Annotated in this window: 24 protein-coding genes; 7 read left to right on the top strand and 17 right to left on the bottom strand. The window is 61.6% G+C overall.

The window, feature by feature from the left end:
• From AADW22_RS17185 to AADW22_RS17195, 3 genes are all read left to right on the top strand, one after another.
• Complete coding sequence (locus tag AADW22_RS17185; protein ID WP_107277637.1) at positions 1-1,311, top strand: AAA family ATPase; 1,311 nt, start codon at positions 1-3, stop codon at positions 1,309-1,311.
• Positions 1,308-2,372 (top strand): ParB N-terminal domain-containing protein, encoded by a 1,065-nt coding sequence (locus AADW22_RS17190; protein WP_114865413.1) that lies wholly within the window; start codon positions 1,308-1,310, stop codon positions 2,370-2,372. Before AADW22_RS17185 ends, AADW22_RS17190 begins: the two co-directional genes overlap by 4 nt.
• Before the next feature lie 404 nt (positions 2,373-2,776).
• A complete protein-coding gene (locus AADW22_RS17195) occupies positions 2,777-3,871 on the top strand; it encodes a TRAP transporter substrate-binding protein (RefSeq protein WP_005848780.1) in 1,095 nt (364 codons plus the stop codon).
• Between the two features lie 252 nt (positions 3,872-4,123).
• Here AADW22_RS17195 and AADW22_RS17200 read toward each other — a convergent pair whose 3' ends face one another.
• Both AADW22_RS17200 and AADW22_RS17205 read right to left on the bottom strand, forming a co-directional pair.
• Complete coding sequence (locus AADW22_RS17200) at positions 4,124-5,515, bottom strand: TRAP transporter large permease subunit (RefSeq protein WP_407474781.1); 1,392 nt, start codon at positions 5,513-5,515, stop codon at positions 4,124-4,126.
• A complete protein-coding gene (locus AADW22_RS17205; protein WP_174226630.1) occupies positions 5,515-6,093 on the bottom strand; it encodes a TRAP transporter small permease subunit in 579 nt (192 codons plus the stop codon). Before AADW22_RS17205 ends, AADW22_RS17200 begins: the two co-directional genes overlap by 1 nt.
• A gap of 229 nt (positions 6,094-6,322) precedes the next feature.
• Here AADW22_RS17205 and AADW22_RS17210 point away from each other — a divergent pair, with 229 nt between their 5' ends.
• Positions 6,323-7,006 (top strand): YrbL family protein, encoded by a 684-nt coding sequence (locus AADW22_RS17210; protein ID WP_184584098.1) that lies wholly within the window; start codon positions 6,323-6,325, stop codon positions 7,004-7,006.
• Positions 7,007-7,021: 15 nt separating this feature from the next.
• On the opposite strand, the gene AADW22_RS17215 is transcribed toward AADW22_RS17210, so the two are convergent.
• The 10 genes from AADW22_RS17215 to AADW22_RS17260 form a co-directional block, all read right to left on the bottom strand.
• Positions 7,022-8,086: a c-type cytochrome gene (locus AADW22_RS17215; protein ID WP_407474782.1), complete on the bottom strand. Its 1,065-nt coding sequence runs from the start codon at positions 8,084-8,086 to the stop codon at positions 7,022-7,024.
• 13 nt (positions 8,087-8,099) lie between these two features.
• Positions 8,100-8,684, bottom strand: a complete 585-nt coding sequence (locus tag AADW22_RS17220) for a cytochrome c oxidase assembly protein (protein WP_407474783.1) — start codon at positions 8,682-8,684, stop codon at positions 8,100-8,102.
• Positions 8,681-9,088: a hypothetical protein gene (locus tag AADW22_RS17225; RefSeq protein WP_005848768.1), complete on the bottom strand. Its 408-nt coding sequence runs from the start codon at positions 9,086-9,088 to the stop codon at positions 8,681-8,683. The genes AADW22_RS17220 and AADW22_RS17225 overlap by 4 nt, the downstream gene beginning before the upstream one ends.
• The gene (gene ctaD, locus AADW22_RS17230; protein ID WP_407474784.1) at positions 9,085-11,652 is read right to left on the bottom strand and encodes a cytochrome c oxidase subunit I; all 2,568 of its coding nucleotides are present in this window, start codon (positions 11,650-11,652) and stop codon (positions 9,085-9,087) included. The genes AADW22_RS17225 and ctaD overlap by 4 nt, the downstream gene beginning before the upstream one ends.
• Positions 11,649-12,635: a cytochrome c oxidase subunit II gene (gene coxB / locus AADW22_RS17235; RefSeq protein WP_353628361.1), complete on the bottom strand. Its 987-nt coding sequence runs from the start codon at positions 12,633-12,635 to the stop codon at positions 11,649-11,651. The genes ctaD and coxB overlap by 4 nt, the downstream gene beginning before the upstream one ends.
• 11 nt (positions 12,636-12,646) lie before the next feature.
• A complete protein-coding gene (locus AADW22_RS17240) occupies positions 12,647-14,047 on the bottom strand; it encodes an APC family permease (protein WP_184584090.1) in 1,401 nt (466 codons plus the stop codon).
• A gap of 77 nt (positions 14,048-14,124) precedes the next feature.
• The gene (locus AADW22_RS17245; RefSeq protein WP_037941363.1) at positions 14,125-14,742 is read right to left on the bottom strand and encodes a DedA family protein; all 618 of its coding nucleotides are present in this window, start codon (positions 14,740-14,742) and stop codon (positions 14,125-14,127) included.
• Positions 14,743-14,787: 45 nt separating this feature from the next.
• On the bottom strand, positions 14,788-15,534 hold the full coding sequence (locus AADW22_RS17250) for a c-type cytochrome (RefSeq protein ID WP_407474785.1): 747 nt from the start codon (positions 15,532-15,534) through the stop codon (positions 14,788-14,790).
• A 15-nt stretch (positions 15,535-15,549) separates the two neighbouring features.
• On the bottom strand, positions 15,550-17,331 hold the full coding sequence (locus tag AADW22_RS17255; protein WP_407474786.1) for a GMC family oxidoreductase: 1,782 nt from the start codon (positions 17,329-17,331) through the stop codon (positions 15,550-15,552).
• Positions 17,332-17,334: 3 nt separating this feature from the next.
• The gene (locus AADW22_RS17260) at positions 17,335-18,012 is read right to left on the bottom strand and encodes a gluconate 2-dehydrogenase subunit 3 family protein (protein WP_407474787.1); all 678 of its coding nucleotides are present in this window, start codon (positions 18,010-18,012) and stop codon (positions 17,335-17,337) included.
• A 228-nt stretch (positions 18,013-18,240) separates the two neighbouring features.
• On the opposite strand from AADW22_RS17260, the gene AADW22_RS17265 reads away from it, so the two are divergent.
• The gene (locus AADW22_RS17265) at positions 18,241-18,909 is read left to right on the top strand and encodes a L,D-transpeptidase (RefSeq protein ID WP_005848752.1); all 669 of its coding nucleotides are present in this window, start codon (positions 18,241-18,243) and stop codon (positions 18,907-18,909) included.
• Positions 18,910-18,991: 82 nt separating this feature from the next.
• Here AADW22_RS17265 and AADW22_RS17270 read toward each other — a convergent pair whose 3' ends face one another.
• The 3 genes from AADW22_RS17270 to AADW22_RS17280 all read right to left on the bottom strand — a co-directional run bounded on the left by AADW22_RS17270 (position 18,992) and on the right by AADW22_RS17280 (position 20,414).
• Entirely contained in the window at positions 18,992-19,288 is a 297-nt protein-coding gene (locus AADW22_RS17270; protein WP_005848750.1) for a hypothetical protein, read from the bottom strand.
• A 113-nt stretch (positions 19,289-19,401) separates the two neighbouring features.
• Positions 19,402-19,893: an MgtC/SapB family protein gene (locus AADW22_RS17275; protein WP_037941371.1), complete on the bottom strand. Its 492-nt coding sequence runs from the start codon at positions 19,891-19,893 to the stop codon at positions 19,402-19,404.
• Between the two features lie 167 nt (positions 19,894-20,060).
• Positions 20,061-20,414 carry a PRC-barrel domain-containing protein gene (locus tag AADW22_RS17280; protein ID WP_181358616.1) on the bottom strand — a complete coding sequence of 118 codons (354 nt, stop codon included), beginning with the start codon at positions 20,412-20,414 and terminating at the stop codon, positions 20,061-20,063.
• Between the two features lie 217 nt (positions 20,415-20,631).
• On the opposite strand from AADW22_RS17280, the gene AADW22_RS17285 reads away from it, so the two are divergent.
• Both AADW22_RS17285 and AADW22_RS17290 read left to right on the top strand, forming a co-directional pair.
• Positions 20,632-21,138, top strand: a complete 507-nt coding sequence (locus tag AADW22_RS17285; protein ID WP_005848745.1) for a superoxide dismutase family protein — start codon at positions 20,632-20,634, stop codon at positions 21,136-21,138.
• A 138-nt stretch (positions 21,139-21,276) separates the two neighbouring features.
• Entirely contained in the window at positions 21,277-21,522 is a 246-nt protein-coding gene (locus AADW22_RS17290; protein ID WP_009824242.1) for a DUF1289 domain-containing protein, read from the top strand.
• Between the two features lie 40 nt (positions 21,523-21,562).
• On the opposite strand, the gene AADW22_RS17295 is transcribed toward AADW22_RS17290, so the two are convergent.
• Together AADW22_RS17295 and AADW22_RS17300 are read right to left on the bottom strand one after the other, a co-directional pair.
• Positions 21,563-22,036 carry a Dps family protein gene (locus AADW22_RS17295; RefSeq protein WP_005848741.1) on the bottom strand — a complete coding sequence of 158 codons (474 nt, stop codon included), beginning with the start codon at positions 22,034-22,036 and terminating at the stop codon, positions 21,563-21,565.
• Positions 22,037-22,145: 109 nt separating this feature from the next.
• Positions 22,146-22,586, bottom strand: a complete 441-nt coding sequence (locus AADW22_RS17300; protein ID WP_184584079.1) for a hypothetical protein — start codon at positions 22,584-22,586, stop codon at positions 22,146-22,148.
• Positions 22,587-22,740: the final 154 nt, after the last annotated feature.

A 22,740-nucleotide genomic window follows, 5' to 3' on the forward strand; every position in this document is an offset into this window, starting at 1 on the left:
ATGAGAAATCACAACGACCTTCTTAACATGAACGAGCGCAGCTTGGAACAACAGGCCGCCGTGCGCCGCGCCACCTTCTCCCCCGGAGAGATCAAGGCCCTGCGCCCCTTCTCCATCTGGGAGATCAGCCAGTTCATGTTCGACGTCCCCGCCGACACCCTGCGCAAGAAGCTGGCGGACGACCCGACCCTGCCCCAGGGGCTCACCGAAGAGGATGGCCGCCAGCGCTGGTTCAGCCTCGAAGAGATCAACGAGCTGCGCCGCCGCGCCAAGTTCCGCGGTCGCAAGCTGCTGCCCGAACGCCCCCGGGGCCGTGCCATGCGCGTGGCCGTGTCGAACTTCAAAGGCGGCGTCGGCAAGACGGTCGTCGCACAACACCTCGCCCATGCCGCCGCCCTTGATGGCTACCGTGTGCTCTGCGTCGACTTCGACCCGCAAGCGACGCTGACCCATTCGATGGGGCTGACCGAGGTCAAGGAAAGCCACACGGTCTGGGGCATCATGTGTCGCGACCTCTGCCGTGAATCCAACCGGATCATGGAAAGCTATGATGACCCCGATGACTGCCCCTACCCCGCCGCGGACGAATTGCCTGAAGACGTGCAATCCATCGGCGCGCAGCGGTTTCAGGAATTCATCCAGCCCACCTGCTGGCCCACGATCGACATCATCCCATCCTGCGCCAACGCGGCCTTCGTTGAATTCGCCTCGGCCCAATACCGCGCGCTCCACAAGGCATGGAGCTTTTTCGGCTGCGTCGCGCGCTACCTCGATGAACTGCCCGACGATCAATATGACATCATCATTTTCGACTGCCCGCCCGCCATCGGCTACCAGTCCCTAAACGCCGCGTTTGCGGCTGATATCCTCTATATCCCCTCGGGCCCGGGCTACTGGGAATATGACAGTACGACCAGCTATCTGGGCCAGCTTGGCGACGCGATGGCCGATATCTCGGAAGGGTTTGCAAGCCTCGCAGCGGACGCAGGCATTACGCTTCCTAAACAGTTTTCCGACATCCGTTTACTTATGACCCGTTTTGAATCCAACAATCCGCTGCACAGCGCCATGATCGACGCGTTCAAGAACGTCTTCGGCGCCGACGTCTGCGCCCACCCGATTGAAATGACCCGCGCGGTCGAACAGTCGGGTCGGTTCCAGATGTCGGTTTACGAACAGGACTATCGCCAGATGACGCGCGAAACATGGAAACGGGCGCGGCAAAGTTTCGACCGTGCCTATGACGAGTTTTTGCAAACCGTGCTCGAAGCGTGGAAAGAAAACGGAAAACGTAAGGAGAAGGCAGAATGAGCAGTAAAAACAAATTCGGCTTCGCCCCGGTAGAAGCCCCCACATCCGGCAGCCGCCGCAACCGCCAGCCCGGCCCCATGGGCGCCGCTGTGCGCGACGTGGCCGAAAACCTGCAAGAGGCAACGGAAGCCAAAATCGAACAGCGCCGCCGCAACGCCGAAGACGCCAAGACTTTCCGGCAGGCCCAAGGCGAAGGCCGCGTGCTCTACCAGATCGACCTGTCGGAAATCTTCACCGACGATCTGCCGCGCGATCGCCTCGCGCTGGAAGAAGTCGCGCAGTCCGACGAGATGGAGGAGCTTAAATCCTCGATCCGCGAACGTGGGCAGCGTGAACCGGTCGAGGTCTATGTCGGGCCGAACGGGCGCTACCAGCTCAAGAAAGGCTGGCGCCGTTTCACCGCCCTGTCTCAGTTGTTTTCCGAAACCAAAGACGACCGCTTTGGCACGATCACCGCGCGGGTAGAGGTCGGCGAGGATGATCGCATTTCGCGCTATGTGGATATGGTCGAAGAAAACGTCGTGCGCGAAGACCTGTCTTTCGCCGAGATGGCGCAGGTGGCGATCACCGCCGCCAAGGACGACGCGGTAGAAGAGATCGACCCGGCAGAGCTGGTGACCCGTCTTTACAGCGCGCTGCACAAGACCAAGCGGTCTTATATCAAAAGCTTCGTCTTCCTTCTCTCTGCTTTGGAAGGGAGCTTGCAGTGGCCTAAGGCCGTGCCGCGCAATCTGGGCGTCGATGTCGCGCGCGCGCTGCGCACGCCCGATCAAGCCAGTGTCTTGCAGGAAAAACTCTTGGATGCCTCGACGCCGGACGAGCAGAATAAAATCCTCAAGGATTTTCTGACCACCTCGAACGAGCCGACAGAGAAGCCCGCCTCCAAGGCAGAGCCGAAGCAGAAGTTTGAATTCTACGTCGGCCAGACCAAGGTGACCGCCCGCCACGGCGAATGCCGTTTGATGAGCGATATCGACTTTGCCACCATGCCTAAGAAGCAGCTCGAAGAAGCCGTGCGCGCCTTTGAAGAGGTGCTCAGCAACGGGCCGCGAATCCGGTAAGCGGTTACCCATGGGTAACCACTGCCCACCCGGTTACCCATGGGTAACCACCGCGCATCGGGTTACCCATGGGTAACCGGCAAGGGTAAATGAGAGGGATAGCAGGGAAGGGGGGCGCAGAAGCGTCCCCTTTTTTGTGCGTTGACGGGGCGGAGAGCGCAATTGCCGCATTTCCCAATAAAACAAGGGGTTTTCGGCGCGAATATCGGCTTAACGCTTTGATTCAAAACAGCTTTGCGGTTGAAAGATGCAGATTTCACCGCGATTCCGCCATATAGGCGCCAGAACCAGACGTTGACCCATGGACATCCCCTGAAACGCGGGATTAACGTGCGCCCATAGGGGAGGGCTGGCAGATGTCAGAAAGACCTTATCGACATATTTTTGATCTCGGGAGAAACATCATGGATCGTCGTTCATTTATTCGTGGCGCAGGCGTTGCGGGGGCAGGGGCCGTTGCTTCATCGCTGGCCGCACCCGCCGTCGCCCAAGGCAACATTACCTGGCGCATGGTCACCACCTGGCCGAAAAACTTCCCCGGTCTGGGTGTCGGCGCGCAGCGTCTGGCGGACCGTATCACAGCGGCCTCCGGGGGCCGTCTGACCGTGCAGGTCTACTCCGCGGGTGAGCTGGTGCCGCCGCTGCAATCGCTGGACGCCGTGATCGATGGCTCCGCCGAGATGAGCCACGGTGCCGCCTATTATTGGCAGAACAAATCGCCCGCGCTGTCCTTCTTTACCGGCGTGCCCTACGGCATGACCACGCCAGAGCTGACAGCCTGGATGCGCTATATGGGCGGTCAGGAAATCTGGGACGAGATCTATGACCAGTTCGGCGTTCAGGGCTTCCTGTCGGGCAACACCGGCACGCAGACAGGCGGTTGGTTCCGCGACGAACTGACCAGCCTTGACGATGTCAAAGGCGTGCGCTTCCGGACCCCCGGCCTGGGCGGTCGCGTATGGGAGAAACTGGGCGCGACGGTCACCAACATGGCCGCGGGCGAGATCTTTCAGGCGCTGCAATCGGGCACGCTGGACGCGGCCGAATTCGTCGGCCCCTACAACGATCTGGCGCTCGGCTTCCACCAGGTTGCCAAGAACTATTACATGCCGTCCTTCGTTGAATCCGGCCTCGCGACCGAGCTTGTCGTCGACAAGAAGAAGTATCAGGAACTGCCCGAAGACCTGCAGGCGATCATCCGTGATGTAAGCCAGGCGGAATACGATCAGGTCGCGGCCGACTTCTATGCCAACGATCCACGCGCGCTGAAAACGCTGGTGGAAGAGCACGGCGTGACCGTCCGCAACTTCCCCGACGACATCATGGAAGCCGGTGCCAAAGCCTCGGTCGAGGTGGTCGAGGAACTGCGCAGCAGCGACGACCCGCTGGTCAAGAAAACCGCCGACAGCTTTGTCGAAGCGCTGAACCTTGTCCGCACCCGGACAGAGAAGATCGACAGCCCCTACATTCAGGCGCGTCAGAGCTTCCTGAAATACTAAGCTCCGCCCGTCGGATACAGAAAAGGCCCGGTGGAAACACCGGGCCTTTTTTTGTGATGGGGCAGGGGCCTAATCCCCGTCCCGCCCGGTGGCACACCGGGCATCGCCCTCCCTCCCCCCGGAGGGCGATTTTGTGACGTCGCGCCATCTGCATCGGTCAGCGGTTGATGCACCGGGGCTGCCACTTTCAAACCTGCGGATCGCCCCCCAGGGAGGGCGATCCCCTTAGCGTGTCAAAGTATAAGGTGGCCTTTAGCCTGCGATCAGTTTGGGCAACCAGGTCACGATCTGCGGGAACATGAACAGGATCGCAATCGCCACCACTTGCAGCATCACGAAGGGCAGGATGCCCTTGTAGATCGCGCTGGTGGGCAGGTCCGCCGGGGCGACGCCGCGCAGGTAGAACAGCGCAAAGCCGAAGGGCGGGGTCAGGAAGGACGTTTGCAGGTTCACCCCCACAAGCACCCCCAGCCAGATCGGATCGACATCCAGCATCAGCAGCACCGGTGCGGTGATCGGGATCACGATAAAGATGATCTCGAAGGTGTCGAGGATGAAGCCCAGGAAGAACATGATGATCATCACCACCGCCACCGCAGCGAGCGTGCCGCCCGGCAGGTTGCTGAGGAATTCATGCACCAGATTGTCGCCCCCCATCATGCGGAACACGACCGAAAAGACCGAGGCCCCGAGCAGGATCACAAAGACCATGCTGGTGATTGTGGCCGTCGATACCATCGTTTCCTTAAGCACGCCAAAGGACAGACGCCAGCGCAATGCGGCGAGGATCATGGCCCCGACGGCACCGACGGATGCGGCCTCTGTCGGGGTGGCGATGCCGCCCAGAATAGACCCTAACACGGCCAAAATCAGCGCCAGAGGCGGGACAAGCGCCACAAAGACCTCGCGCAGCAGCTTTGATTTCTCATCCGCTGGAACGGGGGTGGCAGGGCAGGATTTAGGGTCTGTTACGGCTTTGAACAGCACATACCCGAGGTAGAGCGATACGAGCAGCAGCCCGGGCAGCAGGGCCCCGGCAAAAAGATCCCCGACAGAAACAGGCGTGGGGGCAAAGTTGCCCTTGGCCATCTGCACCTGCGAGTTGATGCCCGACAGCATATCGCCCATGAAGATCAACACGGTAGAGGGGGGGATGATCTGGCCCAAAGTGCCGCTGGCGCAGATCACGCCGGTGGCCAGTTTCGGGTCATAGCCCGCCCGCAGCATCGCGGGCAGCGAGATCAGCCCCATCGTCACCACAGTCGCGCCCACCACACCCGTAGAGGCCGCGAGCATCGCCCCGACCAGCACCACAGAGATCCCGAGCCCGCCGCGCATATTGCCGAACATCTTGCCCATGGTGAGCAACAGTTGTTCCGCGATCTGGCTGCGTTCCAGCATCACGCCCATGAAGATGAACAGCGGCACGGCGACGAGCACTTCGTTCGTCATAAAGCCGATATAGCGGTTGGGCAAAGACCCGAAGTTGGACGGGTCGAACACGCCCAAAGCCATGCCTACACCGCAGAATAGTAACGAAGTCCCGGCGAGGGTGAAGGCTACGGGGAAGCCCAGAAGCAGAAAGCCGATGACCCCAAAGAACATCAGCGCGGCGAGCATCTCGCCAATCATGATCGGGTCCATCAGGCGGCTCCCTCGGTGGTGGCGGGTTTGATGGCGTCCGGGCTGTATTGCATAGCGGCGGGCACAAGATCAGCCCTGCCGCCAAGCACCAGAATGGACCGGATCGCCATGGCAATGCCTTGCGCCGCAATCAGGGCCGCAAAGACGATGATAAAGGTTTTGAGGATATAAAGCCCCGGCATCCCGCCCACATTGGCAGAGCCTTCGTGATAGCCCCATGCGCGCTGCACGAAGGGCATCGAATAGATGTAGACGATCCATGTGAAGGGCAGCAGAAAGACGAACACCCCGATCAGGTCGGTGATGGCGCGGGTGCGCAGTTTGGCGGGACGGTAAAAGATATCGACGCGCACGTGATCGTCGCGCAGCAGGGCAAAGCCTGCCACCGCGGTGAACATCGCCCCGTTCAGCCAGATATAGAGATCCTGCATCCAGACGTAGCTGGTGGCAAAGAGGTATCTTTGCACCACCACGGTAAAGCAGACGACGACAATGGCCAGCGCGAGCCAGGAAAAGACTTTTCCGATAATCAGATTAACAGCGCAGATGAGGGATGCTACTCCAGCGAGAAAACGCACATTCCACCCTTTTCTATGGTTTCTATCGTTCTTAACGCATGTCAATCAAAGTGCCGCAGGGGAATGTCAAGCGGGGTCTCAGCATTTCGCTGTGCGAAATATTGCGCATCTGCGGCGTTCGACCGCCCTTTTTAAGATAATTTTTGACAGTGTTCGCAACTTTAGGTTACGCATGCGCTGTGACACGCTCTGCTTAGTAAGTACCAACAGTTAAAGATAAATAGTGTAGATGACACAGTCAGCCGAATTGCTTCAGATGGAAACCGGTACGTTGCTTAAACAAGAGCAGGGCCGGGCGGTCTTTGCTGTGAAAGCGCCCGATGATCTTGTCGTGAAAGTGCCGATGAAAGCGCTGCGGGCGGCGGACACGGGGCGGGTCAGACCGTTTCTTTACAAACATTTCCCGACGACGCGACACCGCATGCTGTTGCGCCAGTTGACCCATGACATCGAAGTGCGGATTCGCAGCCATGACGCGGGTATTGCTTCGCCGATTGCATTCACCAACGGGGTGATGCGGACGGATATGGGGCTGGGGCTGTTGATGCAGCGGGTCGGGCCGGAAAGCGGCGGGCTGGGGATGACGCTGGACGAATTCGTCGCGCGGGATCTGCTGGATACGGCGGCGCTGAAGGCGTTGAACGATTTCTCGCGCGCGGTCTTTGCGCTTGGGGTGGTGGCCCCGGGGTTGAACTCCCGCAGCATCGTCTGGGGACAGCAGGAGGGTAAGTGGCAACCACTGATCGTGGACGGGTTTGGCGACCCCAATGTGATCAAGCTGCGCAGCTGGGTGCCCTATCTGCGGCACCGTGCCCTGCACCGCGGGATGGAGCGGACGGCCCGCGATGTCGGGCTGCATTGGTCGCGGCGCAAAAAGATGTTTCTGCGCAACGATTACGACGCGCTCGACTAGGGTTACCCTTTTTGCCTACTCCGCCGGAAGCTGGGAGTAATACAGCGCCAGCGCGTCGATCTCGGCATCTGACAGATTGCGGGCGGCTTTTTCCATCAGCTCTTTGCGGGGGCCGCCGCCGCGTGTGCCATCGCGCCAAAGCTTCAGCTGTTGCGCCAGATAGGGGCGCGGCTGGCCGCTGATGCGCGGGAATCCGGGTTTGGTCTGGTCCAGACCGGGGCCGTGGCAGGACGCGCAAGACGGCGCGTCGATATTGCCGATGGCGGCGACGCCGGCCCCTTGCTCCATCAGCTCAAGCTCTGCCGGGGGCAGGGGGGCTGTCGGGGTCGGGCCATCGGGCGCGGATGCGGCATAGTGGCGGATCACGCGGGTCAGGTCATCGGGGGGAAGCTGCGTTGCTGCATGGGCCATAAAGCCGCTGTCCCGCGCGCCGGTGCGATAGGCGGTGACCGCGTCCTGCATATATCCTTCGTCGAGGATATCGAGGCGGGGGATATGGCCGTTGCCTTTGCTGTCGCCCGTCGCGCCGTGGCAGGAGGCGCAATAGGTCAGCGCGGTGTCATTGCCCGCTGCGTCTGACGCCAGCAGCGCGTCAAAGCCCGCGCCTTCCATCTCGCGGACATGGGTGAGGAAGGCGACCATGGCCCAGATCTCGTCCTCGCGGTTTTCGGCGGGCCAGTAGGGCATGCCGCTCATCTTGACGCCGTCCTTGACGATGGTGAACAGATGTTGCGGCTGCCAGTCAGCGACAGCGTCGGTGATATGGGGCGGTTCGGGCGACATGGCGTCGGCGGTGGCGGAATGGATCCGGTCTGGGGCGGCGTGGCAGAAGCTACAGGCGCTGTCGAAATGCCCCGCGCCGAGGGCGACGAGATCGTGGTCGGACAGGTCGGGCACTTGTGCGGCGTCAGGGGCGCGGAGTTTGACCGACTGGCGATAGGCGGTGTGCAGCACCCAGGACACGCCCGGAATATGGCCCGCGCGGGCAGAGACGTTGAACAGCCCCAGCCCCACGATGGTCACCGCGCCGACAGCCCCCAGCAGGGCCAGAACGATCAGGGTTTTGATCACAGTTCTCATTGCGTTTGCTCCGTTACGTTTGGGGTGCGGGGTCGGTGCTGCGCAGGTCGCGGCCCACCAGCCACAATCCGGCGATCAGATAGACCGGTGTGCCGATGCCCAGCATCAGCAGCCCGCCCAGTTGTTGCCCGCCAAGGTCGGCGGCGCGGCCGCAAATCTCGGCAAAGACATCGCGGGGGGCGAGGATCAGCAGCGCCCCCAGTAGGGTCATATGCATCGAGGTCAGCAGTAGCGATCCTGCCCCTGCCAGCCCGTTGTGCGCGCGCAGGGCGCTGACCCAGACCAGCAGTCCGACGATCAGGAAACTGCCCTGTTCCAGCGCAAAGCCCGCGGGCAGCAGATAGGCCATCCCGTGCAGTTGCGGCAGGTGCCATGCCCAGACCACCATGAATTCAAGCACCGTCGCGATCAGCGGAGAGATCATCAGCCAGCGCACCCGGTCCCCCAGTCCGAAGGCGAGCAGCGGTGCGACCACGGCGACCAGCCCTATATGGCGCAGCATATGGACGGGGAAGGCGGCGCCGGTCAGCCGTTCCAGCGGCACCAGCCAGAGCAGGCCAAGCAGGGCAAACCCCAGATATGTCGCCACGCGGGTCATGCGCAGCTGGCGATCAGCAGCACGGGGAGCGAGACATAGATCACCCCGACCGCCGAGATCAGCGACAGCAGGAAGGCCGCGTGGCCCATGAACTGGTGGCGGTCCTCGTTGTTGCCCGCGTCGTTTTCCCATTCGCGGTCACGCACCACATCCCATTGCCGCCACGCGCCCCAGCCCAGCCAGACGATCGCCGCCAGAACGCCTATGGTCAGCAGCCCGATGCCAAGGCGCAGGGTGGTAAGGTAATCCACGCCGAGGATGTGATCGGCGCAGAACACGGTTGTGGCACCGTAGCAGATCACGAAATGCAGCGCCCAAAGCGTGGGGCTGAGGGCGAGCCGCCAGAGGCTGTCTTGTTCCTCGTGGAATTCCTCTTGCTCTTCTTCGGTGGAGATCTGGTTCATGCCAGCAACCTTGGGGCCACGCCCAGAATAAAGCCGGTAACCAGCGCGGTCAGCACCATGAAGTGCCAAAACAGCGTCACGTTGCACAGGTCGGCGTCATATTGCGGGGTCACCTTGCCAAAGATCGACCCTGCCAGCGCGTAAAGCTGCATGATGACCCCCAGCAGCGAATGGGCCACCAGCCAGACCATCAGCGCCCACATGGTCGCGGGGTAGACATGGGTTGTGGGCTCAAGATCGAGGACCGACAGGATGATCAGCCCCGCCCCGCCGACGGTGCAGATCGCGGCCAGTGCCAATGCGATGCGTGCCAGCGTGATATGGCTGCGTTTATTGACCTCGCGCGCGAGCACGGTCGCGGCCCATGAGACGACAAACAGCGTAACCCCGAGCGCGACCGCGGCGCCCGTCGCGTGGTCCGCTCCGATGGTGATAAAGTCCGGTCGCGCGGTCCAGTAGAAGAAGAACCCGAAGACGAGGCTGGCGAAGGCGGTGCTGTCGCCCAGCATCGTGATCCAGACCGCCCACCATCCGACAGAGGTCGGCCCCGAGGCGTAGGTCGGCAGGCTGAGGCCAAGGCCCACGTCCTTACGCTCCTGATCCGGCACCTGTGCCGTGCTGGTCCAGAGCCAGTAGAGCACGCAGACAATGGCGAAGGCGCCGCAGACGATGGCGGGTTCGTAGATGTGGAAGGTGGGGAAGATGAACGCACCGCCGGTAAAGAACGCGGCGAGCATGGTGATCCACGCGGGGCCGGTGACGCGCTGCACCATCAGCGGTTTCGCGTCGATGACCGAGGTGATCAGCGTCTCGCGTTTGCCCTCGGGGGCGTCGGGCAGATAGTAGCGGCCCGCGTCCATACGCTCGACCAGTTTGGGCTGGTCCCACAGGGGGTAGCGCGAGGTGATATAGGGCACCGAACGGTTGCCCCATGCCTCTTCGGGCACATCATGGGCCCATTCCAGCGTGCCGCCGCCCCAAGGGTTGCGCTTGATCTGGCCTTGATACGCTTTGGGGCGCAGCAGGTCGTAGACGAAGACGGCAAAGCCTGCGGCGGTGATATAGGCCCCCACGGTGGACATCATATTAAGCCAGTCCCAGCCCGCGCTGCCCGGGTAGGTGAAGATCCGGCGCGGCATCCCCTTGAGCCCCGTCAGATGCATCGGCAGGAAGGTGACGTTGAAGCCCACAAAGATCAGCCAGAAGGCCCAACGGCCAAGGGTTTCGGACAGCAGCTTTTTGCGGAAGAAGGGGAAGAAATAATAGACCCCCGCCATGACCGGAAAGACCATGCCGCCGAACAGCGTGTAATGCAGGTGGGCCACGACGAAGTAGCTGTCATGCGCCTGCCAGTTGAAGGGCACGATGGCCAGCATCACCCCTGTCAGACCGCCCGCCACAAAGATCGCCAGCGCTCCCGCGATCCAGAGCATTGGCAGGGTCATCTTGACCCGTCCCACCATCAGCGTCGCGACAAAGGCGAAAAGCTGGATGCCGGTGGGGATCACCACGGCCTCGGACGCCGCAGAGAAGAACCCCAGACTGATCTGGGGCAGGCCGGTGGTGAACATGTGATGCACCCACAGCCCGAAGGACAAGAACCCGGTGCCGACCGCGCTGAGCACGATCCACGAATAGCCCACGATGGGCGTGCGTGCGACAGTGGGCACGATCATCGCGGCGATGGCGATAGAGGGCAGGAAGATGATGTAGACCTCCGGATGGCCGAAAATCCAGAACAGATGCTGCCAGAGCATCGGGTCGCCGCCCCGGACGGGATCGAAGAACGGCCAATCGAAGGAGCGTTCGAGTTCGAACAGGAAATCCCCCGCGATCAGGGGCGGGAAGGCGAAGAGGATCATCCCGCCCACGACCATCACATACCACGCGTAAAGCGGCATGATGTTGACGCGCATCCCCGGCGGGCGGCATTTGAGCGCGCCGACGATCAGCTCGACCGCCGCGGCGATGGAGGCGACCTCGATAAACGAGAGGCCCAGAAGCCAGATATCGGGGCCGATGCCTTCTTCCTTCGTGGCGAGCGGGGGGTACATGAACCAACCCGCCTTGGGGCCGGAATCGAACAGGATGGACCCGAAGACAAATATGCCGCCGATCAGGAAACACCAGTAGCCATAGGCGCTGAGCCGCGGGAACGGCATGTCGCGCGCCCCCAGCATCCCGGGCAGCAGCAGGATCGAGATCGCCTCGAACATGGGCACGGCAAAAAGGAACATCATCGCCGAGCCATGCATGGTGAAGAACTGGTTATAGCGGTCGGCGTCGAGGAAATCATTCTCGGGCACGGCAAGCTGGGTGCGCATGAGCACCGCCAGAATACCCGCACAGAGCATGAAAAAGAACGCGGTCATCGTGTACCAGATGCCGACCTCGGTATTGTTCACTGCCGACCAGTAGCGCCAGCCCTGCGGCGTTTTCCAAGCCGCACGCAGGCGTTTTTTCTGCGCCTCCTGAACCTCCTGCGGGACGGGTTCGGCGAGCATATCCTCGGTCGGGGGGTAGGTGCCTTCGGGTTGCAGCACATCGGGGTATCTGCGGGTCATTCCAGCCCCCCCAGATAGGCGGCGAGCGCCGCGAGGTCGTCGTCGGACAGGAAGTCATAAGTGGGCATATTGACCTCGGGTTTGATCGTGTCGGTGTGGCCGATCCATGTGGCGATGGCCTGCGCGTTCAGGGGCAGGGTGCCTGCGGCAAGCGAGTGGCGATTTGCCAGATGGGTCAGGTCGGGGCCGGTCTTGCCGATGGCCTTGGTGCCACGAATGCTGTGGCAGGCGCCGCAGCCTTCCTCAAGGAACAGGGTCGCGCCGGCCTGGGCCAGCGCGCCTTGGGGCGGCTTGGCATCGCGCGCCTCGGCGCTCAGCCATTGGTCGAATTCATCGGGTGGCATCACCACGGTTTCAAAGGCCATCAACGCATGGGAGGCGCCGCAGAATTCGGCGCATTGGCCCCGGTAGATGCCGGGATCGGTGGGCGCGAGGGTCATGCGGGTTTCGCGCCCCGGGAACATATCGGTCTTGCCACCAAGGGCCGGCACCCAGAAGGAGTGGATCACCCGATGGGCGTTCAGCACAAGCTCGGTCCGGGCACCGGCGGGCAGGCGGAGTTCATTCGCCGAGACGATTGTTCTGGTCTCCCCTTGTTGTTGGTATTCGACGCGCCACCACCATTGTTCGGCGGTGACGCGCACGACCAGCCCGTCCCCTTCGGCGCGGGTCGGTCCCATCAGCGGCAGGGAATACATCAGCAGCCCCCCCAGCAGGACTACGGGAAAGAGGATGCCCCCGCCGACGATCAGCATCTCGGCGGTGCGGCGGCGCATGGCACCGGGGTTGATGCGTGTGACATAGACAAACAGCAGCGCGACAAGCCCCCACAGGATCACCGCGCCGACCAGCATCACCCAAAAGAGGTTCAGCACATCCGCCGCGTCCTGACCGGCGGGGGCAAGCACGGATTGACGCCCTTCGCAGCCCGCCAGAAGCAGGGCGGCCGGGGCGATTGCACAGATGCGCCAAGGGTGTTGCAAGGGGGCTCCTTTCACTCTGACAATTTGTCCATGTCCGAGGCAAGCGGGTCCTGCCCCTTTGATTTCATGTAGAACACGGTCGCGCCCCAGAGCACGACACCCAAGCCGATCAGCACCGCGGCGATGAGGTATTGCACGCTGTCGCGCCCGGTCCACGGGCCGACGAAGAAGGCGCAAGATATCGCGCCGATATAGGGCAGGCCGAGGGGGCTGGTGAAATGGTCGTGATCCACCGTATCGCTGCGCAGCACCAGCACGGCGATATTGACCAGCGTGAACACCGCAAGCAGCAGCAGCGCCGTGGTGCCCCCCAGATCAGGCACCGCGCCGACAAAGGTGATCAGCGCGATCGCCAGCCCGGTGGTAAAGACAATGGCCGTATAGGGCGTGCGCCGCTTGGGCAGCACCTTGCCCAGAATGGAGGGCAGCACTTTTTCCTGCGCCATCCCGTACAGCAGGCGGCTGGCCATCAGCATGTTGATCAGCGCGGAGTTCGCCACGGCGCACATGGTGATGATGCCGAAGACGCTGAGCGGGAACCAGGGCGCGCCGGCTTCGACGACCTTGAGCAGGGGGGTGGCCCCTTCGCCCAAGGCCTTTGCGTCGACAAGGGCAATGGCGGTGATCGACACCAGCAGATAGATCACGCCGGTGATCAGCAGCCCGCCCAGCAGGACTTTGGGAAAGATGCGCGAGGGGTTCTTGGCCTCTTCGGCCATGTTCACGGAATCCTCGAAGCCGACCATCGCAAAGAAGGCCAGCGTGGTCGCGGCGATCACGGGCCAGAACAGGCCCTGCTCTCCGGCGCTGCTGAAATCGAACGCGCGCCCGAAATCGCCTTGCCCGCCCATGAGCGCGGCGGCACCGATCATGATGATGATGAGCAGGCCGGTCAGTTCGATGCAGGTGAGCACCACATTTGCCTTCACGCTTTCGCCGACGCCGCGCAGGTTGATCAACCCCAGCAGCACCATAAAGCCGATGCTGATGGCGGTGATCAGGAAGGCCCCGTCGCCCAGACCGAAACTTTTCCCGAAATTTTCGGCAAAGGCCTGCGAGGCGGTCGAGGCCGAGGTGATCCCGCTCGACATCACAGCGAAGGCCACGAGGAAGGTGAGGAAATGCACGCCAAAGGCCTTTTGCGTATAAAGCGCGGCACCGGCGGCCTTGGGGTATTTGGTGACAAGTTCAAGGTAGCTGCAAGCGGTCACGGTGGCCAAGACAAAGGCCACGAGGAACGGCAGCCAAACGATGCCGCCGACCTTTGCCGCGACTTCGCCTGTGAGCGCGTAGATCCCTGTGCCCAAGACATCGCCCACCACGAAAAGCAGCAGCAAGCCGGGCCCCATCACGCGTTTAAGTTCGGTTTTCTCGCCGTCTTGATCCGGCGCTGTTGAAACATCCTTGGTCATGGGACACTCCCTTCCCCCCTTGCCGGGGGCGTGGCCCCGACATCACAGCCGTCACCAGTTCACGCCCGTAGCGACGGCTAGCCCGTGGCGTCTTGTGCGCTGCCGCCTTTCTTGCGGATCACGCGGTAGATGTAGGTCAGCACCAAGGCGCCGATGACAACGTTGGACACGGGGTTCATGTAGTCCGCGACCAGATCGTATTGCGACCCAAGCGCGTAGCCGAGCCCGGTCAGCAATGTGTTCCAGATCACCGTGCCCGCCAGCGAGAAGGCCAGAAATGGCAGGTGATGCATCGGCGTCAGCCCCGCGGGCACCGAGATCAATGTGCGGATCGCGGGCACCATGCGCCCCATGAGCACGGCCAGATTGCCGTGGCGGTCGAACCAGTCCGACGCGCGGTCAAGATCCTCGGGGGACATGGTGAGCCAGCGGCCATGCTTTTCCAGAAGGTGCCGCACGCGGTCGTGCCCGATCTTGCGCGCGATGATGTAGTAGAGGTAGGTGCCCGCCAGCGACCCGATGCTGCCCGCGATCACCACGCCGACAAAGTTCATCTGGTCCTGATAGGCCAGAAACCCCGCCAGCGGCATGATCAGCTCGGACGGGATGGGCGGAAAGACATTTTCCGCGAACATCAGAAACGCGACGCCCAGATAGCCTGCGGCATCCAGCAGGCCGGTGATCCAGTCAAACATGGGGACTCCGGTTCTGTTGCGTTGCGGGGGAGGGGGCGTTGAGGGTCATTGAGGGTCTTTCGTCGTCAGCGGGTTTGCCACACGCTCGTAGTATTCACTGATGGCGCGCATATCCTCGGCGGTCATTTTGCGGGCGATGGCGGACATCATGCCGCCAACGTCATTGTCCCGCTGGCCGCGTTTCCAGCGGTACAGTTGCAGCACCATGTAGTTGGCGTATTGACCGGCAAGATAGGGCACCGAGGGCGGGTTGCCCGTGCCGTCGGGCCCGTGGCAGTTGGTGCAGGCGGGCAGGCCCTTGTCGGGCGATCCGGCCCGCGCGATGGCGGCCCCTTTCTGGATCTCTTGCGCTGAAACCTGCCCGCGCGCCACCCGCAGCGGTGCGGCGAGAGAGGCGTAATAGGCGCTGACCGCGGCGCGGTCGTCGTCAGAGAGGGATTGCGCGACGGGCGTCATCAGGTCGTCGGGCCGCGCGTCGCTGGCATAGTCGTCCAGCTGCTTGTCAAGATACCACGCCGGTTGTCCGGTAAGCCGCGGGAAGCTGCCCGACCCGTCCCCCTGACCATCAACGCTGTGGCAGGTCACGCAGGATTGCACATCGCCCGCGCCCTGCAGGGCGATCGCCTGCCCCCGTGCCAGCGTGTCGGCGTCGGGCGGCGTATCGACCGTCATGTTGAACAGATCGCGCGCCGTATCATAGGGCTGATCCGCAGGGATCGCCTGCGCGGTGGCCAGCGCGGGCAAAAGGGCTGCGAGGGCGAGGCAGAGCAGGGGGCGGTGCGGGATGTTCATGGGGGCTCCTCTGCTTCAGGCGTCCATCAGCGGGCGCGGGTTGGCGATATAGTCGTTCTTCATGTGATCGAGCGTCCAATAGGCGACGCCCATCAGCGGCCCCGTGGGGTTGTAGCCAAGGTTCTGCGGAAACAGCCCTGCGCCAAAGACAAAGACGTTGTGATGATCCCACATCTGGCCAAAGCGGTTCACGACGCTGGTGGTCGGGTCCGTGCCCATCACCGTGCCGCCGGTGTTATGGGTGGTCTGATAGGGCACGATGGAATAATCACTTCCCTCTGCCGCGCGGTTGCTGGCGGAGGTGGATGTCACGTTCTCCATATTGCGCGCGATCTCATGCGCCTTGCCCATCACATAGTCGGCCATGCGCCGGTCGTTTTCGGGGAAGTTGAAGGTCATCCGCAGCAGCGGGCGGCCATAGGCGTCTTTCCATGTTGGATCGAGGTCAAGGTAGTTATCGGGCGTCGCCATAGATGAACCGTGCACCGTCAGGCTGGCGTGGTGCAGATAATTCTCGCGCACGGCACGTTTCCAGTCGGCGCCCCATGCGGGCGTGCCGTCGGGCGTGGGCTGGTAGTTGATCGGGCGGCCATTGGTCTGCGTGCAGGCGATATAGCCGCCGCCCAGAAACCCCAGATCGCTGTGGTCAAAGTTGTCGCCGTTGAAATCGTCGATCACCGTGCCAAGCGCCCCCGCCCCCATAAAGGGGTTGGTCACCACCTGATCATCGAAAAATACGTTCACGCCTGCCATCGTCTGATAGGCATAGTTCCGGCCCACGGTGCCTGTGCGGGTTTTCGGGTCGTAGGGTTTGCCCAGACCGGAGACCAGCATCAGATGCGTGTTCCACAGGCCATAGGCATTCATGCAGACGATATCGGCGGGCTGGAACACCTCTTCGCCCGCGTCGGTCAGATAGGTGACGCCGGTGGCGGTCTTGCCGTCCTCTGCCTTCTCGACCCGCAAGACTTGTGCCTGATAGCGGATCTCGAAGTTCTCGTGGGATTTGATCTGGTCATAAACGCAGATGATCGGGTCGGCCTTGGCGTAGTAGCCGCAGCCGAAGCGTTCGCAAAAGCCGCAATAGGTGCAGGGATGCAGCTTGGCGCCGTAGGGGTTGGTGTATTCCTTGGTGGCGTTGGCGGCGGGCAGGGGGAAAGGGTGATAGCCGAGCTTTTGCGCCGCCTCTCCGAATTTGGTGGGGCCGATGGGCTGGCGCATGGGCGGGTTGGGATAATCGGCGCTGCGCGGCCCTTCGAAGGGGTTGCCGCCTTCACGCGGGCCGTCTGCCATCTGACCTGCTGTACCGGAGGTGCCGCAGATCTTCTCGTAGAAATCGAAATGGGGTTCAAGCTCGTCATAGGTGACGCCCCAATCCTGCACATTCAGGTCATCGGGAATGAAGTCGGCACCATAGCGGTTTTCGTAATGGCTGCGCATTTCGAGGTCAGACGGCAGGGGCCGCCAAAGCTGGCCATTCCAGTGGATGCCCGCGCCGCCAAGCCCCACACCGGGCAGGAACGACCCGAGCCTACGCATCGGCAGCGCCTGTTGGCTGGCGTTGTTGCGGAAGGTCAGGGTCTCTTTGCGGGTGTTGATCATATGCGCGTGGTGCACCGCATATTTTAGTTCGTCATGTTCCTTGGGGGCGGCGAAATCATCGGCATCATGGCGATAGGATCCGCGTTCCAGCACCACACAGCGTTTGCCAGCGTGGGCAAGTTCATATGCAGCTGTCAGACCCGTCCAACCGGCCCCGATGATGACCACATCTGTTTTCGCCAGCCGCCGTGCCATGATCTACCTTTCCCAGTTGAAGTCGCTTGTGCCCGGTTGATGCCCGATGCCCATAGGGGGCTGCCGGTAGGGGAGATTGTGGGCGTCGACCGTATCGGTGAAATATCCGAAGGCCCCGGGGAAGCCGACCATATGCCAACCGGCATAGCCCTTGTTGCCGCCATAGATCGGGTCGGCAAAATAGCCCTGGTTCGTCAGGGCGTGGAGTTCGGTAAAGAATGTTTTGGCCCCGACACGACCGGCAAGCGCGGGCCTATCCTCGGACAGGTCGGTCATCAGCTGGTCGAGCGCGGATTGCGGTTGTCCGTCAAGCGGGCCGATGACGGTCTGCATTGCCGCCAGCCCCTCGCGCCAGAGCTCGGCGGGGCGTAGGGGAGATTGGTAGCCTTGCTCGGGTGTGCCTTGGGGGTGGGGCCCGTCCATATACAGGTGTTCCCCGCGCCCGTATCCGCCCGCAAGTTGCAGATCGATGAAATCGACCACGCCGGCCTGACTGGCCGAGGGGAAATCATCCTGCGGGATCAGCGTGTCACATAGCAGTGCGAGGCTTCGGGCCTCGGAATCGGTCAGGAAGGTGAACGGGGTGCCATCAAGAGCGGCAAAGGCATGGCGCGGCAGGGACGCAAGGCCGACTGCGGCACCGAAGCCGAATAGAACTGATCGTCTGGAATACGTTGGCATACGAAACCCAAATGATTGGTCATTTGTCTAAATAACGCCCGCGTGAACGAGTTGTTCCGCAGTTTTGCAAAAAATTTCGGCGAAACTAGTCGTGGCGTTTCTGCCGGGGGCGGTCTAGTTTGCGCGGGCCGAAACAAACTCACACAGCCATGTGACTGGTTCTTGGGAACAGGGTCGCGCTATTGGGGGTTACATCGTCAAGCACTAACTAAATAGGAGCGTGCACGCATGCTGACCAAACGCCATTTTATCACCAGCTCCGCTGCCGCGTTGTTTTCTGCCCCTCTGGCCCCCAGTCTCGCCGCCGCTGCGACAACAGACAAGTCGATGTGGGACGCATGGGATGCGCAGGTAACGCCTGCGGGCTACGATCCTGCAACGACGAACCCTTGGGGCGTCGCGCCCCGCTTTCTGCCCCGACTGGTAGAAGCGAACCCCGGTTTGACGCCGGGCGATATCCACGTCGATGCGGTCGCGCGGTATCTGTACCATATTCAGGACAATGGCACCGCCATGCGCTATGGCGTGGCGATTGCGCGGGGTGACCTGTACGAGCCCGGCACCTATTCGATCAAGCGCAAGGCGAAATGGCCGACCTGGACGCCGACGCAGAACATGATCCGCCGCGATCCCGAGCTTTATGAACAACACGCCGATGGGATGGACGCAGGCCCGCAGAACCCCTTGGGGTCACGCGCGCTGTATCTTTTCGTCGGCAACCGCGACACCTATCTGCGCATCCACGGGTCGCCTAACCCGCAATCGATCGGCGGGCGTGCAAGCTCTGGCTGCGTGCGGATGATCATGGCGCATATCAACGATCTGTACGAGAACGTGAACACCGGATCGCGCGCGGTCCTGTACCCGCCGGAAGAGCTGGTGACGGCTGCGACCTAAGTCCGGACCTTTGCAGACATGAAAAGGCCGCCCGAAGCGAGATGCTTCGGGCGGCCTTTTTACGTCACGACGCGGGGCGCGATTAGCCCGCCGCAGCTGCCGCGATCGTTTGGGTGCAGATCGGGCGGCCATTGTCGGCGCGCAGAGGCAGGAAGGTGGTTTCGACCGGCCCGCGGTAGCGATAGACGTAGCACCCGTTGCTGGGGTCGATCTTAACCGCGGTCAGATCCTGGTTCTTGGCAGCCACCAGGCGCACCCCTTCGGGCAGTTCCTTGAAGAACCCGTCGTCCGTTGTCATCTTGTCAGTGGTGGTCTGTACATCCGCACAAGCAGCCAGCGCCAATACGGCACAGCCTGCAATCCAAACCCGAACGCTCATCGTGATATTCCTCATATGAATTTGCTATGCAGCTAGGGTATTTCGCCGGAGTTGTAAAACAAGGGCGCGTGTTTCTGGGTCACAAACTGTTGCATTGCTGCCGATGGCCGCGACTAGTCGTGCTCTTCGTAGGTGCCTGCGCGTTTCTCAAGCTTGCGGACCAGCGCGATGATGATCAGCGCGAGGATCACGGTCATGCCCGCAATCGTCCATTCGCCCAAGCCGCAAGCCACGCCAACGGCGGCGGCGACCCACATGCTGGCCCCCGTGGTCAGGCCGCGCACCTTGCCTTGGGAAAAGACGATCAGCCCCGCGGCAAGGAAAGCGACGCCACTGGTCACCGCCTCGATGATACGCAGGGGGTCCATCCGGATGGTGTCGCCGAATTCGGCGCTGCGGGCGAGCAGGGCGAGGGTCAACAGACAGTAGATGCACGACGCGAGGCCGATCAGCATATGCGTGCGCAGACCTGCGGGCCGTTTGGAGGTTTCGCGTTCAAGCCCGATCAGCCCGCAGAATACCACCGTCGCAAGGGTGCGGGCCACAACGACGGACAGGGGCAGGCTGGGGGCGAGGGAGAATTCGTTCAGCAGATCCTCCCACATCAGCGTGTCTCCTGCGCGCAAGACGGGTGCGGGAGAGGGGGGCAGGTAGCGGAACTGGGCATGGGGGCAATCCGGTATCTTGAAAGCTATTGGTCTGGATGTAGGGCAGTGACAGAAAAAGACCGCCCCCGATGTGGGGACGGTCCGCGGTTGTTAACTTCTGTGGATCAGATCCAGTAGTTCGGCACCATATAGTGTTCGTGGGTCCGGCGTTCCCATTCGCGGTCTGTTACCCAACCGTCGCTGCGGGTTGGTGCGCCTTTAACCTGCTCTTCGGTGATGTCGGTCACGAAGCCTTCTTTGGCGGTGTCGTATTCAAGCTTGCCCCACGGCACGGGGTGGTGATCCTCGCCCAGGCCCAGAAACCCGCCAAAGCCCATCACGGCATAGGCGACCTTGCCGGATTGCTTGTCGATCATCAGATGATCAATGGACCCGATATGCGTGCCGTCGCGGCTGTAAACAGTCGTACCATTCACGTCAGAGGAAGATACGAGGCTAGAATGTGATGTCGCAGTCATGTCGAAACTCTCCTGTGTTGTGGTTACCTGTAGTTGAAACGATAGAGGCGGCGCGGCGGTTCCGCGTCCGTCGAGGGGCGGCTAACTTCTGCCGATGCGCGTTGTTTGGCCGTGGGGGCACGGGGGCTTGGAACTTTGGGTAAATGCGGCGGGTTGGTCTTTGACCAATCGACCACAGCTGGCCGGTTCAAACCCAAGCATGAAAAGGGAGATTCCAATGAAATTCGCACTCACCACCGCCGTGGCCTGCGGGCTGATGACAAGCGCCGCTTTCGCCGCCGAGACGACTGCGCCGGTTATGGATGCCGAGGGGGCAGAGGTCGGAACCGTGACGGTCCAGGATACCGAGTCCGGCGTGGCGCTGGCAAAACTGTCGCTGTCCAACCTGCCGGCAGGGGGCATCGCGGTGCACCTGCACGAAACCGGCGATTGTTCGGGCGACGGGTTCAAATCCGCTGGCGGACATATCGCGGGGGACCGCGAGCATGGCGTGCTGACCGCCGGTGGCCCACATCCCGGTGATATGCCGAATGTTACGGTGGGCAGTGATGGCACCGTAGAGCAGGAAGTGTTCTTGCCGTTCCTGAATGTCGAAGAGCATCTGATGGATGACGACGGCGCTGCCTTTGTAATCCACGGCGGGCAGGATGATTACAGCTCGCAACCCTCGGGCGATGCGGGCGACCGGATTGCCTGCGGTGTGTTTGGTGCTGATCCCGCCTGATCACGCTTCGGCAAACGATGATTTGAACGGCCAAGGCCGCGCCCCCACTGGCGCGGCCTTGCTTTTGCTGGCATAGGCTACCGCTGGCACCCTGCGCGGTCAGGGGGCAAACCGCCGGATCAATCAGCAAGGTTTCCCATGGCAAAAACACCCAGCCCCTGTATCGACGTGTGCAAGTTCAAACGCGAAGGCCACTGCATCGGGTGTTCGATGACCAAGGCGCAGAAATCCATGTTCAAATCGCTGAAGAAAGAAAGCCACCGCGTGGGCTTTATCCAGATGCTGACCGCGCAACAGGAACGTCTGGGCAAATACAGCCATTGGGATCTGGCCTATCGCAAGAAGCTGGCAAAACGCAAAATCGCGGCCGAGAAGCTTCTCTAGCCGCGATTTGATTTGGGTGCTGACGGGATCAGCGGGCGGGTTAGCCTGCGAGGTGTGCGCGCAGGAACCACGCGAATTTCTCGTGCTCTGTCCCGCGTGCGATGCACAGATCTTCTGTCAGCGTGTCGCCATGGTCGGCGGCCAACTGGCCCGCGCCCGCGATGGTGGAGGCCAGCGTTTCCTGCGCTTCCATCATGATGCGGATCATTTCCTTGTCGTTGGCGTGGCCATCGTGTTCGTTGATCTTGGACCGCTTCAGCATGCCTGCAAGCATCCCTTCGGCGTGGACATCAAGGGCGCGAATACGCTCTGCCAGATCATCCTGCGCGACAAAGTGGTCTTCGTAGATCTTCTGGAACAGGTCGTGCAGCGGGCCGAAACCCATACCTTTTACGTTCCAGTGAAAGTTTTGCGCCAGCATTGTCGTCACGGCGGTTTCCGCAACGCATTGGTTCAATGCATCGGCGATTGCTGTTTTTGCATCGGTTGTCAAAGCAGCTGCTGTCTGGTTCATTTTCTCGTCCCCAAGTGATTAAAATTCTGACTGGCTGGCACGGTACTAGCTTGCTGTCCATTCAACATAGACACCAAAAACGGTTTGCCAAGGTCTTTTTGGAATTATTCTAAACTTGAGAAAACTGCTCGGAAATCTGGCCGAGTAGATAGCCGATATAGCGTCGGTCCGCAGGGGCCACGCGCGACTTGATCAGGAAGTTGAGACTGGCGGGATCGTCCTCGCGGATGCTGGTGAGGCAGCGCAGGATCCATGCTTCGTCGAACGATAGCGTGTCTGTGCCCGGCGCGAACCAGACGACCTTGCGCTGGATCGCATTCGGCAGACATTTGATCAGCGTATCCACAAATGTGCGTTTCGCGTCCTCGCCATCAAGGCTGAGCAGGGCGCAGGCTTCGTAAAGATCCGTGCGCGCGGCGACGCGGCAGGCCATCGCCGACATCCGCAAATGGGTCAGCGCGGCGCGTTGTTCGAGGGTGATACGGGGGGCGGGAGCCTGTGCCGGAGCGTCGTCGCGGTCGAGGATCGGAAGGGTCGCCAAAGATGCCATATCAAGAGAAGTCCATACATGGGGCAGGGGTCGGGCCTGTCCGGTTGAATATCTTACTTTATTTATAGGGTATAAGCATCGCCCCGACAAGGGGGAGTATTTTAGTGGGGTATTTGAAAATATTATGTAAATACATGGGTATAGGCAGGATGCC

The sequence above is a fragment of the Sulfitobacter sp. PM12 genome (genome assembly GCF_045586035.1).
GTDB lineage: Bacteria > Pseudomonadota > Alphaproteobacteria > Rhodobacterales > Rhodobacteraceae > Sulfitobacter > Sulfitobacter pontiacus.

Excerpts from the sequence above, each read along its gene's own strand:
- AADW22_RS17185 (WP_107277637.1), top strand. The coding sequence starts at position 1 with ATGAGAAATCACAACGACCTTCTTAACATGAACGAGCGCAGCTTGGAA.
- AADW22_RS17190 (WP_114865413.1), top strand. The coding sequence starts at position 1,308 with ATGAGCAGTAAAAACAAATTCGGCTTCGCCCCGGTAGAAGCCCCCACA.
- AADW22_RS17195 (WP_005848780.1), top strand. The coding sequence starts at position 2,777 with ATGGATCGTCGTTCATTTATTCGTGGCGCAGGCGTTGCGGGGGCAGGG.
- AADW22_RS17200 (WP_407474781.1), bottom strand. The coding sequence starts at position 5,515 with ATGGACCCGATCATGATTGGCGAGATGCTCGCCGCGCTGATGTTCTTT.
- AADW22_RS17210 (WP_184584098.1), top strand. The coding sequence starts at position 6,323 with ATGACACAGTCAGCCGAATTGCTTCAGATGGAAACCGGTACGTTGCTT.
- AADW22_RS17215 (WP_407474782.1), bottom strand. The coding sequence starts at position 8,086 with ATGAGAACTGTGATCAAAACCCTGATCGTTCTGGCCCTGCTGGGGGCT.
- AADW22_RS17220 (WP_407474783.1), bottom strand. The coding sequence starts at position 8,684 with ATGACCCGCGTGGCGACATATCTGGGGTTTGCCCTGCTTGGCCTGCTC.
- AADW22_RS17225 (WP_005848768.1), bottom strand. The coding sequence starts at position 9,088 with ATGAACCAGATCTCCACCGAAGAAGAGCAAGAGGAATTCCACGAGGAA.
- ctaD (WP_407474784.1), bottom strand. The coding sequence starts at position 11,652 with ATGACCCGCAGATACCCCGATGTGCTGCAACCCGAAGGCACCTACCCC.
- AADW22_RS17240 (WP_184584090.1), bottom strand. The coding sequence starts at position 14,047 with ATGACCAAGGATGTTTCAACAGCGCCGGATCAAGACGGCGAGAAAACC.
- AADW22_RS17245 (WP_037941363.1), bottom strand. The coding sequence starts at position 14,742 with ATGTTTGACTGGATCACCGGCCTGCTGGATGCCGCAGGCTATCTGGGC.
- AADW22_RS17250 (WP_407474785.1), bottom strand. The coding sequence starts at position 15,534 with ATGAACATCCCGCACCGCCCCCTGCTCTGCCTCGCCCTCGCAGCCCTT.
- AADW22_RS17255 (WP_407474786.1), bottom strand. The coding sequence starts at position 17,331 with ATGGCACGGCGGCTGGCGAAAACAGATGTGGTCATCATCGGGGCCGGT.
- AADW22_RS17260 (WP_407474787.1), bottom strand. The coding sequence starts at position 18,012 with ATGCCAACGTATTCCAGACGATCAGTTCTATTCGGCTTCGGTGCCGCA.
- AADW22_RS17265 (WP_005848752.1), top strand. The coding sequence starts at position 18,241 with ATGCTGACCAAACGCCATTTTATCACCAGCTCCGCTGCCGCGTTGTTT.
- AADW22_RS17270 (WP_005848750.1), bottom strand. The coding sequence starts at position 19,288 with ATGAGCGTTCGGGTTTGGATTGCAGGCTGTGCCGTATTGGCGCTGGCT.
- AADW22_RS17275 (WP_037941371.1), bottom strand. The coding sequence starts at position 19,893 with ATGTGGGAGGATCTGCTGAACGAATTCTCCCTCGCCCCCAGCCTGCCC.
- AADW22_RS17280 (WP_181358616.1), bottom strand. The coding sequence starts at position 20,414 with ATGACTGCGACATCACATTCTAGCCTCGTATCTTCCTCTGACGTGAAT.
- AADW22_RS17285 (WP_005848745.1), top strand. The coding sequence starts at position 20,632 with ATGAAATTCGCACTCACCACCGCCGTGGCCTGCGGGCTGATGACAAGC.
- AADW22_RS17290 (WP_009824242.1), top strand. The coding sequence starts at position 21,277 with ATGGCAAAAACACCCAGCCCCTGTATCGACGTGTGCAAGTTCAAACGC.
- AADW22_RS17295 (WP_005848741.1), bottom strand. The coding sequence starts at position 22,036 with ATGAACCAGACAGCAGCTGCTTTGACAACCGATGCAAAAACAGCAATC.
- AADW22_RS17300 (WP_184584079.1), bottom strand. The coding sequence starts at position 22,586 with ATGGCATCTTTGGCGACCCTTCCGATCCTCGACCGCGACGACGCTCCG.